Raw genomic sequence first — 15,336 nt, forward strand, 5'->3', positions numbered from 1 at the left:
AAACTTACCGCCCGCGTGTGAATGTTTTGCGACGGCCTGTGGTCACAGGCTTGCAGTACGGTTCACGCGGCCTGTTCCAGCCGCTCTTGTCGACGGGAATTCTCCATGCGTTTTTGTAAATTGCTGTTAGTGGGTGGTTTGTCTCTGATCAGCCTGGCGACTCAGGCCGAAAATCTCAAAGGTCTTTATCAGGTGCGCGAACCGGTCACTGGCCAGTCGCCGGAAGAGCGTGATCGCGCTACCCAGGCTGCGCTGGATACGCTGGTGCTGCGCCTGACCGGCGACCCGAAAGCCCCGCAGAACCCGGGGCTGGCGCCGGTTCGCAAGGATCCGCAGCAGATCATCAGTCAGTTCGGTTTCGATGCCGGGCCACCGGAAGTGCTGAAAGTCGATTTCGACCCGGGAACTACCGAGCAGGCGTTGCGCCGCGCCGGGCTGGCGCTCTGGGGCGCTAATCGGCCCTCGATCCTGAGCTGGTGGCTGAATGATTCAACCGAGGGTTCAAGCCTGGTGGGTGACGGTCAGGCCAGTGCCGCGCCGTTGCGCCGCGCCGCGCAGCACCGTGGATTGCCGTTGCGCCTGCCGTTGGCGGACTTGAGCGAGCAATTAGTTGCCACGGCGCCGACACTCGAAGGTGCCGACCCGGCGCCATTGCGCAACGCTTCTGAACGCTACAGCGCCGACGCCTTGCTCGCCGTGCATGCCCGCGAAGACGGCGGACAGTGGCAGGCCAAATGGCAATTGTGGCTGGGCGATAAAAGAGAGGCCGGCAACGTGCAGGGCGCGGATCAGGCCGCCGTGGCGGATGCGGTGATGCTGGCGGTCGCTGAGCGTCTGGCGCCGCGCTTTGTCGCCAAACCGGGCGCGTCCGGCCAGCAGACCCTGGAGGTGCAGGGCATGAATCTGGAGCATTACGCGGCGCTGCTGCGATTACTCGAACCGTTTGGCGTGCGTCTGCAAAGTGTCGATGCCGATCGCATCCTGTATCGGGTCAACGGCAGTGCCGATCAGTTGCGAGCGCAATTGTCGCTGGCGAAGCTGCAGGAACTGCCGGCCGAGGCGCCGGTTCCGGTCGCTGCGCCGCAACCTGCGGTGGCCGGGGCGCCGCCAGTCGTTGCGCCGACGCCGACACCGGTGGCGCCGTCCCTGCGGTTCCGCTGGTAGGTTTTCTTTCTTATATATAAGCAATGGAGTGTTACATGGGCGATACGCGGCGTTGGTTCTGGCTCGGTGGGGTGCTCCTGCTTTGCGCGTTTGTCTGGTTGTTGCATCCGATCCTCACGCCGTTTCTGGTGGCGCTGCTGCTCGCTTATCTGTTCGATCCGCTCGTCGATCGTCTGGAGCGCCTGGGGTTGTCGCGCACCTGGGGTGTGATCGCGGTGTTCGCCCTGTTCACTCTGATCGTCACCGCGTTGTTGCTGGTGCTGGTGCCGATGCTCGCCAGGCAATTGCTGCGGCTCTACGAACTGGCGCCGCAAATGCTCGACTGGTTGCAACACACCGCTGTGCCGTGGGCGCAATCGAAGCTGGGGCTGTCGGACGGCTTCTGGAAATTCGACAAGGTCAAAGCCGCGATCAGCGAACACATGGGGCAAACCACTGACATTGTCAGTGTTGTGTTGAGTCAGGCGACGGCCTCAAGCCTGGCGCTGATCGGCTGGCTGGCGAATCTGGTGCTGATCCCGGTGGTGAGCTTTTACCTGCTGCGCGACTGGGACGTGATGATGGCCAAGATCCGTGGCCTGTTGCCCCGTGATCGCGAAGAGCGTTTGGTTGCCCTGGCGGGTGAATGCCATGAAGTGCTGGGCGCGTTCGTGCGCGGGCAGTTGCTGGTGATGCTCGGCTTGGGTGTGATCTATGCGGCGGGCCTGATGATTGTCGGGCTGGAGCTGGGTCTGTTGATAGGCCTGATCGCAGGGCTGGCGGCGATTGTGCCGTACATGGGGTTTGTGATCGGCATCGGCGCGGCGCTGATTGCCGGGTTGTTTCAGTTTGGAGGCGATCTGTATCCGATGATCGGGATCGTCGCGGTGTTCATGGTCGGTCAGGCCCTGGAAGGCATGGTGCTGACGCCCCTGCTGGTGGGGGACCGGATCGGTCTGCACCCGGTGGCGGTGATCTTTGCGATTCTGGCCGGTGGCGAGCTGTTCGGCTTCACCGGTGTGCTGCTGGCGCTGCCGGTGGCGGCGGTGATCATGGTGCTGGTGCGGCATGTGCACGATCTGTACAAGGATTCCGACATCTACAGTGGGGTGGATGAACTGGAGTTGTAATTGTGAAGCGCGGGCCGCCCGGTGGGATCACCGGTTGGCCCGTCTCATGCAGGCCATGGCGCCAAAGAAACTGTCATAAAACCAGCCCGTTAACGCAAACCTTTGATTTTGCTTGGGGTCTGTCGCATTGTGCGCTCCGCTTCACGGGTATAAACTTCGCTCACTTTACACAGAGGCCACTAACGGTTCCTCGGGAACTGTTCAGTCAGCATGAAACCGATTCAGCTGCCCCTAGGTGTGCGTCTGCGTGACGACGCCACCTTCATCAATTACTACCCAGGCGCCAATGCCGCGGCACTCGGCTATGTCGAGCGTCTCTGCGAAGCCGACGCCGGCTGGACCGAAAGCCTCATTTATCTGTGGGGCAAGCATGGGGTAGGGCGTACGCATCTGTTGCAGGCCGCGTGCCTGCGCTTCGAGCAGATGGGTGAACCGGCGGTGTACCTGCCGCTGGCCGAGTTGATGGATCGCGGCATCGAAATTCTCGACAACCTCGAACAGTACGAACTGGTCTGTCTGGACGACTTGCAGGTGATTGCCGGCAAGGCGGACTGGGAAGAGGCGATGTTTCATCTGTTCAACCGTCTGCGTGACAGCGGTCGGCGTCTGCTGATTGCGGCGTCCACTTCGCCGCGTGAACTGCCGATCAAACTCGCCGACCTGAAATCGCGCCTGACCCTGGCGCTGATTTTCCAGATGCGTCCTCTCTCCGATGAAGACAAATTGCGTGCCCTGCAATTGCGCGCATCCCGTCGTGGTCTGCACCTGACCGACGAGGTCGGGCATTTTATTCTGACTCGCGGTACCCGCAGCATGAGTGCGCTTTTCGATCTGCTGGAGCAGCTCGATCAGGCCTCTTTGCAGGCTCAGCGCAAGTTGACCATTCCCTTCCTGAAAGAAACCCTGGGCTGGTAAAACCGCGGCTTTCAGCCGGTTTCGGCATATTTCAGGCGCCAGAAAACCCGCTTTCCTGTGGGTTGCACAGGCTGCGTCTCGATTCAAATAGGCTTAAGCGCTTAGATGTTAACGAGAAACCGAGAAGTCACAAAAAGATCGATTGAATTTGCAAATGAGGCTGATAGCGGGCATAGTCTCGGCTTCTTTACAACTATCAGCCACGGTCGTGCCCATGCTAAAGCGCTTCGCACCCCTCGTGCCTCTCGCACTCGTCACCCTGTTGTTCGGTTGCGCTGCTCATTCACCTGTTAACCAAGAGCAGCAACAGCAGGTTAAAAATTCTGCCACCGCCCAGTCTTCCGTTATTTACCAGGAAGAGCTGGACACCGAAAAAGAACTCGCCGACTTCAATGGCAAGAAGCCTTACCAGCTTCCGGTTCTGGCCGACAGCATTCTCGAACGCGGCATGTCCCTGATCGGTACCCGTTACCGTTTCGGCGGTACCTCTGAAGCCGGTTTCGATTGCAGCGGTTTCATCGGCTATCTGTTCCGTGAAGAAGCCGGCATGAATCTGCCGCGCTCCACCCGCGAAATGATCAACGTGGATGCGCCGCTGGTTTCGCGCAGCAATCTCGAGCCGGGCGATCTGCTGTTCTTCGCCACCAATGGTCGTCGCGGTCGTGTCAGTCACGCCGGGATCTACCTGGGCGACAACCAGTTCATCCACTCCAGCTCTCGTCGCAGCGGCGGTGTTCGCATCGACAGCCTGGGCGACAGCTACTGGAGCAAGACCTTCATCGAAGCCAAGCGCGCTTTGGCGAACGCTCCGACCGTGGTGACCGCTCGCAAGTAATCACGCATTTGTCGCCAGCTCGTGGCGACAAAGCGGCCTTTCAGAGGCAATAGACCTAAACTTTACAAGGTGAAGTTAAAGTCTTACTTGAAGTTTGCCGCGTAGCCGCTAGAATCCTGATCTATATTGATGGCAAACCGCCTGCGTCCCAACGCAGGCGGTTTTGTTTTCTGTCGAATCGGCAGTCAAAGCCTCAGCCAGATCAGGATGTTCTGCATATGACGATGTCGGCCCGCTTTGCCCTGATGTTCTTCGCCGCGCTGCTCAGCGCCTGCGCCAGCCGCACTCCGCCGCCGGCGCCGATGGTTCGCGCTCCGATCGTGTTCGGATCCTCCCAGACCTTTTCGCCCGTTGCCGAGGACGTGCTGTTCCGCGCGCTCGGGCTGGTCGGCACGCCTTATCGCTGGGGCGGCAATACGCCGGATTCGGGCTTCGATTGCAGTGGCCTGATCGGTTTCGTCTACCGCGATGCCGCCGGCATCAGCCTGCCGCGTTCGACCCGCGAGATGATCGTCATGCAGGCGCCGAATGTCGGCAAGGAAGGGCTGCAGACCGGCGACCTGATTTTCTTCGCCACCAATGGCGGCTCACAGGTCAGCCATGCGGGAATCTACGTCGGGGAAGGGCGCTTCGTTCACGCGCCGGCCACCGGTGGCACGGTGAAGCTGGACAGTCTCTCGAAAGCCTATTGGCAAAAAGCCTATCTGAGCGCCAAGCGCGTTCTGCAGCCAGAGCATCTGGCGCATAACCCGTAGTCCAGAGACATAAAAACCCGTGGGAGCCAATGGCTTCCACGGGTTTTTTTACGCCTGTAGCACATTAGCGGGCCGCTGACACCCGCCATACCTTGTTGCCTACATCATCCGCCACCAGCAATGCGCCTTGCTGGTCGATCACCACGCCAACTGGGCGACCCCGCGCGTTTTCGTCCTTGTCGAGGAAGCCAGTCAACACGTCCACCGGTGTTCCGCTCGGTTTGCCAGCGACAAACGGGACGAAGATCACCTTGTAGCCACTGTGCGGTTTGCGGTTCCACGAGCCGTGCTGGCCGATGAATGCGCCTTCCTTGAACTGCGCCGGCAGGCGATTGCCTTCGGCGAACGTCAGGCCCAGTGATGCGGTGTGCGGGCCGACGGCGTAGTCCGGAGCGATGGCCTTGGCCACCATGTCTGGACGCTGCGGTTCCACCCGCGCGTCGATGTGTTGGCCGTAGTAGCTGAACGGCCAGCCATAGAAACCACCGTCCTTGACCGAGGTGATGTAGTCCGGGACCAGATCGCTGCCAATCTCATCGCGTTCGTTGACGGCCGTCCACAGTGCACCGCTTTGCGGCTCCCAGGCCAGGCCGTTGGGGTTGCGGATGCCCGAGGCGAAGATCCGGTGGTTGCCGGTGGCGCGATCCACTTCCCAGATTGCCGCACGGCCTTCTTCCTGGTCGAGACCGTTTTCGCCGACATTGCTGTTCGAGCCGACGGTGACGTACAACTTGCTGCCGTCCTTGCTGGCGATGACGTTTTTGGTCCAGTGATGATTGAGTGTGCCGCCCGGCAGGTCCACAACCTTGATCGGCTGGGTCTTGATCTCGGTCACGCCGGGCTCGTAATTAAAGCGCAACAGGCGATCGGTATCGGCGACGTACAGGTCGTTGCCGACCAGCGTCATGCCGAACGGCGAGTTGAGGTTTTGCAGAAATACCGTGCGGGTTTCGGCTACGCCGTCATGATCGGCGTCACGCAGCAGGGTGATGCGGTTCGGGCTGGGAGTACCGGCGCCGGCTCGGCTCACGACTTTTTTCTGCACCCAGCCGCGAATGCCCTTGCTGTCGTCTGGTTTGGGCGGGGCGTTGGTTTCCGCCACCAGCACATCGCCATTGGGTAATACGTAGAGCCAGCGCGGGTGATCGAGATTCTCGGCAAACGCTGCCACCTGTGTGCCTGCCGCTGTGGTCGGTTTGGCGCCAGCCGGCCAGCCAACGGCCGGGGCGATGTTCACCGTCGGGATCAGGGTCTTGTTCGGTTCGGGCAGTTTGGGTGACGGGCCAGTGCCGTCGGAGACTTGCAGGCTGGAGGATTCACCACAGGCGGTGAGCCCTCCGGCGAGCACGATGACGAAAACGAACGGGGTTTTGCGCATTGTTGACCTTCCCTATGAATGCATTCCTGACCATAGAGAAGCACACAATCGCGATGGTTCAAACCTTCAGCCGCGGGCTTCCTTGAAAAGCACGGCAATGCCGGGGTGATAGTTACCGGCTTCACTGCGTAATTTGCGGTAGGCATAGGGGAAGTACCAGGCGACGGCGCAGGTGTGTTCCTTTTGCAGGTCGTCGACCATGTCCTGCAATTCTTCCGGGCTGGCGCTGTGCTGGGCTTTTTGCGGGGCGACGAACAGGCAGCCGAGTTTCAGGTCGCTGGCGTAGCTGATGCGCTTGGCGTCGCTGGTGATATCCGCCAGGGCCTGGGTCAGATTCAGGCTGGTGACGCGCGGCCAGCGTTGGGTCGCCTGAATGAAGGCACGATCCTCGGCGCCAGCAATAAACAAATCGGCACGGGCGTTGCGCTCGCCTTCTTCGTTCTGTTTGCGGGTGGCAGTGTCGCGCAGCGTGACCAGTTCAGCCATCCACGCGGCGGCCGACAGCAGGCCGAGGTTGGCTTTTTCGTCGTGCCAGTAGGGCGTGTCATTGTCGCCGCGCACGGCGTTGTAACGGTCGATACAGTCAAACCAGCGTTCCAGCACCGGGCGCAGGAATTCCAGTCGCGGATTGCTGATGATCATGCCTTGCATGGTGCTCTCCCTTGTTATTGTGATGTGCTCTCTGCAGTCAAAAAACATGGCTCTTTGATATCACTCATGGCAGTGTGGCACAAGATTGGCGTCAGTTAATTGATCGGCGGCAGTTATTCGCCGCACAAGTCCCTCTTCAATTGACGCTCCACCCCCAACCCTCTAACCTTCGCGGCTTGTTTCAGGTGCTCTGTGGCGCATGTCGACAGAGTGAAACAGGGAAGCCGGTGAGGCGGGTCTTCAAGCGATGAACCCTCACGATCCCGGCGCTGCCCCCGCAACGGTAAATGAGTGAAAGCTGCGTCTGATGCCACTGCGTAAAAGCGGGAAGGCGCGCAGCCAGGCACCCGCCGCTCATGAGCCCGGAGACCGGCCTGATCCATCCAGCGGCATCACGGTGGGCGATGCCAGGCTTGTTGCCGTCTATTCTTGTGCCTGCCCGCCGTTATCCAGCCTCAACGGAGAGCTCCCCCATGACTGATTCCCCCGAACGCGACGAGCGCCATCTCGCGCGCATGCAGCGCAAAAAAGCCGTGATCGACGAGCGCATCGCCAATTCGCCAGACGAATGCGGTCTGGTGCTGGTGCTGACCGGCAACGGCAAAGGCAAAAGCAGCTCGGCATTCGGCATGCTCGCCCGCGCCATGGGCCATGGCATGCAGTGCGGCGTGGTGCAGTTCATCAAGGGCCGCAACAGCACCGGCGAAGAACTGTTCTTCCGCCGCTTCCCCGAACAGGTGCGCTTTCATGTGATGGGCGAGGGCTTCACCTGGGAAACCCAGGATCGCCAGCGCGACATCGCCGCCGCCGAGGCTGCATGGGAGGTCTCCCGCGAGTTGTTGCGCGATCCGTCGATCGGTCTGGTGGTGCTCGATGAACTGAATATTGCCCTCAAACATGGCTACCTCGATCTGGATCAGGTGCTCAGCGATCTGCAGGCCCGCCCGCCGATGCAACACGTGATCGTCACTGGCCGCGGCGCCAAGCCGGAAATGATCGAGATGGGCGACACCGTCACGGAAATGGGCATGATCAAGCACGCCTTCCAGGCCGGTATCAAAGCGCAGAAAGGCGTCGAACTTTGAATCAACCACGTCACTGCCCGGCGGTACTGATCGCCGCGCCGGCCTCCGGCCAGGGCAAGACCACCGTCACCGCCGCGCTGGCCCGTTTGCACCGCAATCAGGGGCGCAAGGTCCGCGTGTTCAAATGCGGCCCGGACTTTCTCGACCCGATGATCCTTGAGCGCGCCAGCGGTGCGCCGGTCTATCAACTGGACATGTGGATGGTCGGCGAGCAGGAGAGTCGTCGCCTGTTGTGGGAAGCCGCCGCTGAAGCCGATCTGATTCTGATCGAAGGCGTGATGGGTTTGTTCGACGGTACGCCATCGAGCGCCGACCTGGCGCGGCATTTCGGCGTTCCGGTGCTCGGCGTGATCGACGGCACGGCCATGGCCCAGACCTTCGGCGCACTGGCCCTGGGCCTGGCGCGCTATCAGCCTGATCTGCCGTTCGCCGGCGTGCTGGCCAACCGCGTCGGCACCGTGCGCCATGCGCAGTTACTCGAAGGCAGCCTCACCGAAGGTCTGCGCTGGTACGGCGCGTTGTCCCGGGAAACCGGGATCGAACTGCCGAGCCGCCATCTCGGTCTGGTGCAGGCCAGCGAACTCAATGACCTCGACGTGCGCCTCGATGCCGCCGCCCAAGCGCTGGCCGGCACTTGCGAGGTAGCGCTGCCACCGGCCGTCGAGTTCGCTGCGCCTGAAATCATTGAGACCGAAAAACTGCTCCAAGGCGTTCGGATTGCGGTCGCCCGCGACGAAGCCTTCGCCTTCACCTACGGTGCCAGCCTCGATCTGTTACGGGCGATGGGCGCCGAGCTGAGTTTCTTCTCGCCGATCCGCGATGCGCAATTGCCCGAAGCGGACAGCTTGTACCTGCCCGGCGGTTATCCGGAATTGCACCACGTTGCCTTGTCGCAGAACACCGCCATGCTCAAAGCGATCCGCGCGCATCACGCCGCCGGCAAACCATTGCTCGCCGAATGTGGCGGCATGCTCTATCTGCTGGACTCACTGACCGATGTCGAAGGCACCCGTGCTGATTTGGTCGGCCTGTTGAGTGGCGATGCGGTGATGCAGAAACGTCTGGCTGCGCTGGCCTTGCAGGAGGTCGACCTGCCGGAAGGCCTGTTGCGCGGCCACACCTATCACCATTCCCTGACCACCACCGAACTGATGCCGATTGCCCGGGGCCACAGCCCCAATGGCGGGCGCGGTGCGGAGGCGGTGTATAGGGAAGGGCGGATGACCGCCTCGTACGTGCATTTTTACTTTCCGTCGAATCCGTCGGCGATTGCCGCACTGTTGGTGCCATGACCGACAACGCTTTCACTGACGCCGAGCGCGAAGCGGTCTACCGCGCCATCGCCGAACGCCGCGACATGCGCCACTTCAGCGGCGGCACGGTCGAGCCTGACGTGTTGCGCCGATTGCTTGAAGCCGCGCATCAGGCGCCGAGCGTCGGCCTGATGCAGCCGTGGCGTTTCATTCGTATCAGCGACCGCGCCTTGCGTGGCCAGATCCAGAACCTTGTTGAAGAAGAGCGCGTACGCACCGCCGAAGCCCTCGGCGAGCGCAGTGACGAGTTCATGAAACTCAAGGTCGAGGGCATCAACGACTGTGCCGAAGTGCTGATTGCCGCGTTGATGGATGATCGCGAAAAACACATCTTCGGTCGTCGCACGCTGCCGGAAATGGACATGGCCTCATTGTCCTGCGCGATCCAGAACCTGTGGCTCGCCGCGCGTGCCGAAGGCCTGGGCATGGGCTGGGTGTCGCTGTTCGACCCGCAGGCGCTGGCCGATCTGCTGAAGCTGCCGGCCGGGGCCAAGCCGCTGGCGGTGTTGTGCCTGGGGCCGGTCAAGGCATTCTATCCGGCGCCGATGCTGGTACTCGAAGGGTGGGCGCAGGCGCGTCCGCTCAATGAGCTGCTGTATGAAAATTTTTGGGGAGTGAGTCAATGAGTGTGGCGTTGTTGAGTGTCGCCGCGGTTGCGCTGGATGCGCTGCTGGGTGAACCGAAACGCTGGCATCCGCTGGTGGCGTTCGGCAATTTCGCCGGGCGCATCGAGCAGCGATTCAATAGCGGTGGTCGCGGCTGGCGCAGTCATGGCGTCACCGCGTGGGTGATTGCGGTGTTGCCGCTGACCTTGCTGGCCACGGCGTTTTCCTGGGCGCCATATGTGGGCTGGATCGTCGAGATTCTTGCGCTGTATTGCGCCCTCGGCATGCGCAGCCTCGGCGAGCACGTCGAACCGGTCGCCAAGGCCCTGCGCGGCGATAATCTGGAGGAGGCGCGCAAGCGTGTGGGCTATCTGGTCAGTCGTCAGACCGATGAGCTGGACAGCACCGCCGTCGCCCGCGCCGCCACCGAATCGGTGCTGGAAAACGGCAGCGATGCGGTGTTCGCCGCGCTGTTCTGGTTTGTCGTGGCCGGTGCGCCGGGCGTGGTGCTCTATCGCCTGAGCAATACGCTGGACGCAATGTGGGGCTATCGCAACGAGCGCTTCGAGCGATTCGGCTGGGCGGCGGCAAAAATCGACGACGTCCTCAACTACATTCCCGCGCGGCTGGTGGCGTTGACCTACGCCTTGCTCGGCAAAACCCGACTGTCGCTGAAATGCTGGCGGACTCAGGCGCCGAAATGGGACAGCCCGAACGCCGGCCCGGTGATGGCTGCTGGCGCGGGTGCGCTGGGTGTCGAACTGGGCGGGCCGGCGATTTACCACGGCGAGCTGCACGAGCGCCCGCAACTGGGCGAGGGCGCAGCGGCGGATGCCGATTCCATTGATCGTGGCTGGCAATTGGTCCAGCGCGGGGTATGGTTATGGCTGCTGATTCTCTGCGTGGGGGCTGAATTCTATGCTTGAGCACGGTGGCCGGTTGCGCAGGGCGGCGCTCGAATACGACATCGCGGAAGAGGACTGGCTCGACCTGTCCACGGGCCTGGCGCCGTGGCCGTTTCCGGTCCCGGACATTCCGCTGCGGGCCTGGGCGCGTTTGCCGGAGAGCGATGACGGTCTGGAGCAGGCCGCCTGCGATTACTACGGCGCCAGCCAGGTGCTGCCGGTGGCCGGTTCGCAAATGGCCATCCAGTTGCTGCCGCGATTGCGCCGGGCCGGCAAGGTCGGTGTGCTGTCGCCGTGTTATGCCGAGCATGCCGAAGCCTGGCGGCGCAGTGGTTATATCGTGCGTGAGGTGCTGGAACAGGAAGTCGATTTCTTTCTCGACAGCCTCGACGTGTTGGTGGTGGTCAATCCGAACAACCCCACTGGCCTGAACCTGACCCCGGCGCGCCTGCTCGACTGGCATGCGCGGCTGGCCCAGCGGGGTGGCTGGCTGGTGGTCGATGAAGCATTCATGGACAACACGCCGCAGCTGAGTCTTGCTCCGCATGCGCATCAAGTGGGGCTGATCGTGCTGCGCTCGTTCGGCAAGTTTTTCGGTCTGGCCGGGGTGCGGCTCGGGTTCGTGCTGGCCGAGCGCAAATTGCTCCGGTTATTGGCCGAGCAGGTCGGGCCCTGGGCGGTCAGCGGGCCGACCCGGGTACTCGGTCAGGCCTGTCTGCGCGACACCGAAGGCCATACCCGCCAGCGCATCCGCAGCGACGAGGCCAGCGAACGGCTGGCCGCGCTGCTTGAACGTCACGGATTCAAACCGCAGGGTGGCTGTGCGCTGTTTCAGTGGCTGATCACCGAACAGGCCGCCGCGTTGCACGAGTTCATGGCTCGGCGCGGCATTCTCCTGCGCCTCTTCGGGCACAACAGCAGCCTGCGATTCGGGCTGCCCGCCGATGCCGCCGACGAGGCGCGCCTTGAGCAAGCCCTGCAAGCATTTGCAATGGAGCGCTCTATGGAAAACCAATCAGCATGACCACGTTAATGGTGCAGGGCACCACCTCCGACGCCGGTAAAAGTACCCTGGTGACGGCGCTGTGCCGCTGGGCCACCCGTCAGGGCGTTGCGGTGGTGCCGTTCAAGCCGCAGAACATGGCGCTCAACAGCGCGGTCACGGCCGACGGTGGCGAGATCGGCCGCGCGCAAGCGGTGCAGGCCCAGGCGGCGTTTCTCGAGCCGCACACCGACATGAACCCGGTGCTGCTCAAGCCCAACAGCGATACTGGCGCCCAGGTCATCATCCACGGTCGTGCGGTCACCAGCATGAACGCCGTCGCCTATCACGACTACAAAGCCATCGCCATGCAAGCGGTGCTCGCTTCCCACGAGCGCTTGAGCGCCGCGTATCCGCTGGTGATGGTCGAAGGCGCAGGGTCGCCGGCAGAGATCAATCTGCGCGCCGGCGACATCGCCAACATGGGTTTTGCCGAGGCGGTGGATTGCCCGGTGCTGTTGATTGCCGACATCAATCGCGGCGGCGTGTTTGCCCATCTGGTGGGCACGCTGGAACTGCTGTCGCCGAGCGAACAGGCGCGGGTCAAAGGTTTCATCATCAATCGTTTTCGCGGCGACATCGCCTTGCTGCAACCCGGTCTCGACTGGCTGGAGCAACGCACCGGCAAACCGGTGGTGGGTGTGCTGCCGTACGTGATGGACCTGCATCTGGAGGCCGAGGACGGCATCGATCAGCGTCAGACCGACAAGGCCGAGCAAGTCTTGAAAGTCGTGGTGCCGGTGCTGCCGCGCATCAGCAACCACACCGATTTCGATCCGTTGCGCCTGCATCCGCAAGTCGATCTGCAATTCATCGGCCCGGGGCAGGCGATTCCGCCGGCCGACCTGATTATCCTTCCAGGCTCGAAAAGCGTGCGCAGTGACCTGGCGTATCTGCGCGCCAATGGCTGGGAATCGGCCATCCGCCGTCACCTGCGTTACGGCGGCAAATTGCTGGGGATCTGCGGCGGTCTGCAAATGCTCGGCGAGCAGGTGCACGATCCGCTGGGCCTGGAAGGCGCGCCGGGTTCCAGTGCAGGTCTTGGGCTGCTGGCGTTTGAAACACAACTCGAAGCCGAGAAGCAGTTGCGCAATGTACGCGGGCGTCTGGCGCTGGAAGATGCCGAGGTCAGCGGCTACGAAATTCATGCGGGTGTGACGACCGGATCGGCGCTGGAAAACGCTGCTGTGCATCTGGACGACGGTCGTTGCGACGGTGCGCAAAGTCTCGACGGGCAGATTTTCGGCACCTACCTGCACGGCCTGTTCGAATCGCCGGCGGCCAGTGCCGCGCTGTTGCGCTGGGCCGGTCTGAACGATGTGCAGGAGGTGGATTACCACGGCTTGCGCGAACGCGATATCGAGCGGCTGGCGGATCTGGTGGAGAAGCACCTGGATACCGGGCGGTTACGTGAACTCTGTGGAATCTCCCCATGCTCCAGTTGATCCTCGGCGGCGCTCGCTCCGGCAAAAGTCGCCTGGCCGAAAAACTCGCCACTGACAGCGCGCTGACCGTGACGTACATCGCCACCAGCCAGCCGCTGGATGGCGAGATGAATGAGCGCGTCGCCCATCATCGCGCCCGTCGTCCCGCCGAATGGGCGTTGATTGAAGAGCCGCTGGAACTGGCTCGGGTGCTGCGCGAAAACGCCGGCCCCGAGCGCTGCCTGCTGGTGGATTGTCTGACGTTGTGGCTGACCAATCTGCTGATGCTCGATGACGCCGAACGCCTCGCCGCCGAGCGTGAAGCCCTGCTCGAATGCCTGGCGTCGCTGCCGGGTGAAATCATTTTTGTCAGCAACGAGACCGGAATGGGTGTCGTGCCGCTGGGCGAATTGACTCGCCGCTACGTCGATGAAGCCGGTTGGCTGCATCAAGCTCTGGCCGAGCGTTGTCAGCGAGTCGTCCTGACGGTCGCCGGCCTGCCCCTGACTCTGAAAGGACCTGCGTTATGACCCAAGCCTGGTGGCTGAACCCGTGCAATCCGGTGGATACGGACGCCGTTGAAAACGCGGCGGCGCGGCAGCAGCAATTGACCAAACCTGCCGGCTCCCTCGGCCAGCTCGAGTCGGTGGCGGTGCAACTGGCAGGATTGCAGGGCCTGATCAAGCCGACGCTGGATCAGGTCTGGATCGCGATTTTTGCCGGCGACCATGGCGTCGTCGCCGAAGGGGTTTCCGCGTACCCGCAGGAAGTCACCGGGCAGATGCTGCTGAACTTTGTCAGCGGCGGTGCGGCGATCAGCGTGTTGGCGCGGCAACTCGGCGCGCAATTGGAAGTGGTGGATCTGGGCACCGTGACCCCGTCGCTGAACCTGCCGGGCGTGCGTCATCTGAACATCGGCCCGGGCACGGCGAATTTCGCCAAGGGCCCGGCAATGACTCAGGCCCAGGGTGAACTCGCCTTGCAGGGCGGTCGCGACAGCGTGCTGCGGGCGAAGGCGGCGGGCGCGCAATTGTTCATCGGCGGCGAAATGGGCATCGGCAACACCAGCGCCGCCAGTGCGCTGGCCTGTGCGTTGCTCGACTGCCCGGTGGCACACCTGACCGGACCCGGCACCGGGTTGAATGCCGAAGGCGTCAGCCACAAGGCGCACGTGATCGAGCGGGCGCTGGCCCTGCACGCGGCACAGCGTGGCGATGCGTTGCAGACCCTGTTCAATCTCGGCGGTTTCGAGATTGCGGCATTGGTGGGCGCGTATCTGGCCTGCGCTCAGGAAGGCGTGGCGGTGCTGGTAGATGGTTTCATCTGCACAGTCGCCGCGTTGGTAGCGGTACGCCTGAATCCCGCCTGCCGTGAATGGCTGCTGTTCGGTCATCGTGGTGCAGAGCCGGGTCATCGTCATGTGCTGGAAACCCTGGGTGCCGAACCGCTGCTCGAACTCGACCTGCGTCTGGGCGAGGGCAGTGGCGCGGCGCTGGCGGTGCCGTTGCTGCGTCTGGCCTGCGATCTGCACGGGCAGATGGCAACCTTCGCCGAAGCCGCGGTGGCGGATCGTCCGACATGACCTTGCGTCTTGATCTGTTGCGCCACGGTGAAACCGAACTCGGCGGCGGCCTGCGCGGCAGCCTCGACGATGCGCTGACCGAAAAAGGCTGGGCGCAGATGCTTGAGGCGGTGATCGGGCACGGGCCATGGGATCGGCTGGTCAGCTCGCCGTTGCAGCGCTGTGCGCGGTTTGCTGAAGAGCTCGGCGCACAGACCGGTGTGTCGGTGGTGCAGGACATGGCGCTGCAAGAGCTGCATTTCGGTGCCTGGGAAGGGCAGAGCGCGGCGGCGTTGATGGAAACCGATGCCGAGGCACTTGGTTTGTTCTGGGCCGATCCGTATGGGTTTACTCCGCCGCAGGGGGAGCCGGTCAGCGATTTTTCGGCACGGGTGCTGGCGGCGGTGATGCGACTGCATGCGGCGCACGCGGGCGAGCGGGTGTTGCTGGTCAGTCATGGCGGGGTCATGCGTCTGTTGCTGGCGCGGGCCCGAGGTTTGCCCCGTGAACAACTGCTCAATGTTGAAGTCGCTCATGGCGCGCTGTTTTCGCTGATCGTCGAGGCTGACGGTTCGCTCAAGGAAGTGTGCTGAC

General features: G+C 62.6%; 15 protein-coding genes, 1 pseudogene and 1 riboswitch. Of the genes and pseudogenes, 14 read left to right on the forward strand and 2 right to left on the reverse strand.

Features of this window, described 5'->3' with window-relative positions; translation table 11 throughout:
- Window positions 1–105: 105 nt before the first annotated feature.
- From L6D81_RS21790 to L6D81_RS21810, 5 genes are all read left to right on the forward strand, one after another.
- Window positions 106–1,164, forward strand: a complete 1,059-nt coding sequence (locus L6D81_RS21790) for a DUF2066 domain-containing protein (protein ID WP_236181883.1) — start codon at window positions 106–108, stop codon at window positions 1,162–1,164.
- 35 nt (window positions 1,165–1,199) lie between these two features.
- Window positions 1,200–2,273: an AI-2E family transporter gene (locus tag L6D81_RS21795; RefSeq protein ID WP_236181884.1), complete on the forward strand. Its 1,074-nt coding sequence runs from the start codon at window positions 1,200–1,202 to the stop codon at window positions 2,271–2,273.
- Between the two features lie 210 nt (window positions 2,274–2,483).
- Window positions 2,484–3,188: a DnaA regulatory inactivator Hda gene (gene hda / locus L6D81_RS21800; RefSeq protein ID WP_007950396.1), complete on the forward strand. Its 705-nt coding sequence runs from the start codon at window positions 2,484–2,486 to the stop codon at window positions 3,186–3,188.
- A 214-nt stretch (window positions 3,189–3,402) separates the two neighbouring features.
- Complete coding sequence (locus tag L6D81_RS21805; RefSeq protein ID WP_039769810.1) at window positions 3,403–4,023, forward strand: C40 family peptidase; 621 nt, start codon at window positions 3,403–3,405, stop codon at window positions 4,021–4,023.
- 218 nt (window positions 4,024–4,241) lie between these two features.
- Entirely contained in the window at window positions 4,242–4,778 is a 537-nt protein-coding gene (locus L6D81_RS21810; protein WP_236181885.1) for a C40 family peptidase, read from the forward strand.
- A 64-nt stretch (window positions 4,779–4,842) separates the two neighbouring features.
- On the opposite strand, the gene L6D81_RS21815 is transcribed toward L6D81_RS21810, so the two are convergent.
- Together L6D81_RS21815 and L6D81_RS21820 are read right to left on the reverse strand one after the other, a co-directional pair.
- Window positions 4,843–6,156 carry a PQQ-dependent sugar dehydrogenase gene (locus tag L6D81_RS21815; protein ID WP_236181886.1) on the reverse strand — a complete coding sequence of 438 codons (1,314 nt, stop codon included), beginning with the start codon at window positions 6,154–6,156 and terminating at the stop codon, window positions 4,843–4,845.
- 66 nt (window positions 6,157–6,222) lie between these two features.
- On the reverse strand, window positions 6,223–6,807 hold the full coding sequence (locus L6D81_RS21820) for a hypothetical protein (RefSeq protein ID WP_039769816.1): 585 nt from the start codon (window positions 6,805–6,807) through the stop codon (window positions 6,223–6,225).
- Between the two features lie 166 nt (window positions 6,808–6,973).
- Window positions 6,974–7,199: riboswitch (cobalamin riboswitch) on the forward strand.
- A gap of 81 nt (window positions 7,200–7,280) precedes the next feature.
- Between L6D81_RS21820 and cobO the strand changes: the two genes are divergently transcribed.
- The 9 genes and pseudogenes from cobO (at window position 7,281) to cobC (ending at window position 15,335) form a co-directional block, all read left to right on the forward strand.
- Window positions 7,281–7,892: a cob(I)yrinic acid a,c-diamide adenosyltransferase gene (gene cobO / locus L6D81_RS21825; protein ID WP_236181887.1), complete on the forward strand. Its 612-nt coding sequence runs from the start codon at window positions 7,281–7,283 to the stop codon at window positions 7,890–7,892.
- A complete protein-coding gene (locus L6D81_RS21830; protein ID WP_236181888.1) occupies window positions 7,889–9,184 on the forward strand; it encodes a cobyrinic acid a,c-diamide synthase CobB in 1,296 nt (431 codons plus the stop codon). The genes cobO and L6D81_RS21830 overlap by 4 nt, the downstream gene beginning before the upstream one ends.
- Entirely contained in the window at window positions 9,181–9,831 is a 651-nt protein-coding gene (bluB, locus tag L6D81_RS21835; protein WP_236181889.1) for a 5,6-dimethylbenzimidazole synthase, read from the forward strand. The genes L6D81_RS21830 and bluB overlap by 4 nt, the downstream gene beginning before the upstream one ends.
- Window positions 9,828–10,736: an adenosylcobinamide-phosphate synthase CbiB gene (gene cbiB, locus L6D81_RS21840; RefSeq protein WP_236181890.1), complete on the forward strand. Its 909-nt coding sequence runs from the start codon at window positions 9,828–9,830 to the stop codon at window positions 10,734–10,736. The genes bluB and cbiB overlap by 4 nt, the downstream gene beginning before the upstream one ends.
- Window positions 10,729–11,739 (forward strand): threonine-phosphate decarboxylase CobD, encoded by a 1,011-nt coding sequence (gene cobD, locus L6D81_RS21845; protein ID WP_236181891.1) that lies wholly within the window; start codon window positions 10,729–10,731, stop codon window positions 11,737–11,739. Before cbiB ends, cobD begins: the two co-directional genes overlap by 8 nt.
- Window positions 11,736–13,194, forward strand: a pseudogene (locus L6D81_RS21850) (cobyric acid synthase); the annotation flags it as partial. The gene cobD and the pseudogene L6D81_RS21850, both read left to right, overlap by 4 nt.
- Entirely contained in the window at window positions 13,190–13,711 is a 522-nt protein-coding gene (gene cobU, locus L6D81_RS21855) for a bifunctional adenosylcobinamide kinase/adenosylcobinamide-phosphate guanylyltransferase (RefSeq protein WP_236181893.1), read from the forward strand. The pseudogene L6D81_RS21850 and the gene cobU, both read left to right, overlap by 5 nt.
- Entirely contained in the window at window positions 13,708–14,763 is a 1,056-nt protein-coding gene (gene cobT / locus L6D81_RS21860; protein ID WP_236181894.1) for a nicotinate-nucleotide--dimethylbenzimidazole phosphoribosyltransferase, read from the forward strand. The genes cobU and cobT overlap by 4 nt, the downstream gene beginning before the upstream one ends.
- Complete coding sequence (gene cobC / locus L6D81_RS21865) at window positions 14,760–15,335, forward strand: alpha-ribazole phosphatase family protein (protein WP_236181895.1); 576 nt, start codon at window positions 14,760–14,762, stop codon at window positions 15,333–15,335. The genes cobT and cobC overlap by 4 nt, the downstream gene beginning before the upstream one ends.
- Window position 15,336: the final 1 nt, after the last annotated feature.

This window comes from Pseudomonas sputi (genome assembly GCF_021603585.1).
GTDB classification, from domain to species: Bacteria; Pseudomonadota; Gammaproteobacteria; order Pseudomonadales; family Pseudomonadaceae; genus Aquipseudomonas; species Aquipseudomonas sputi.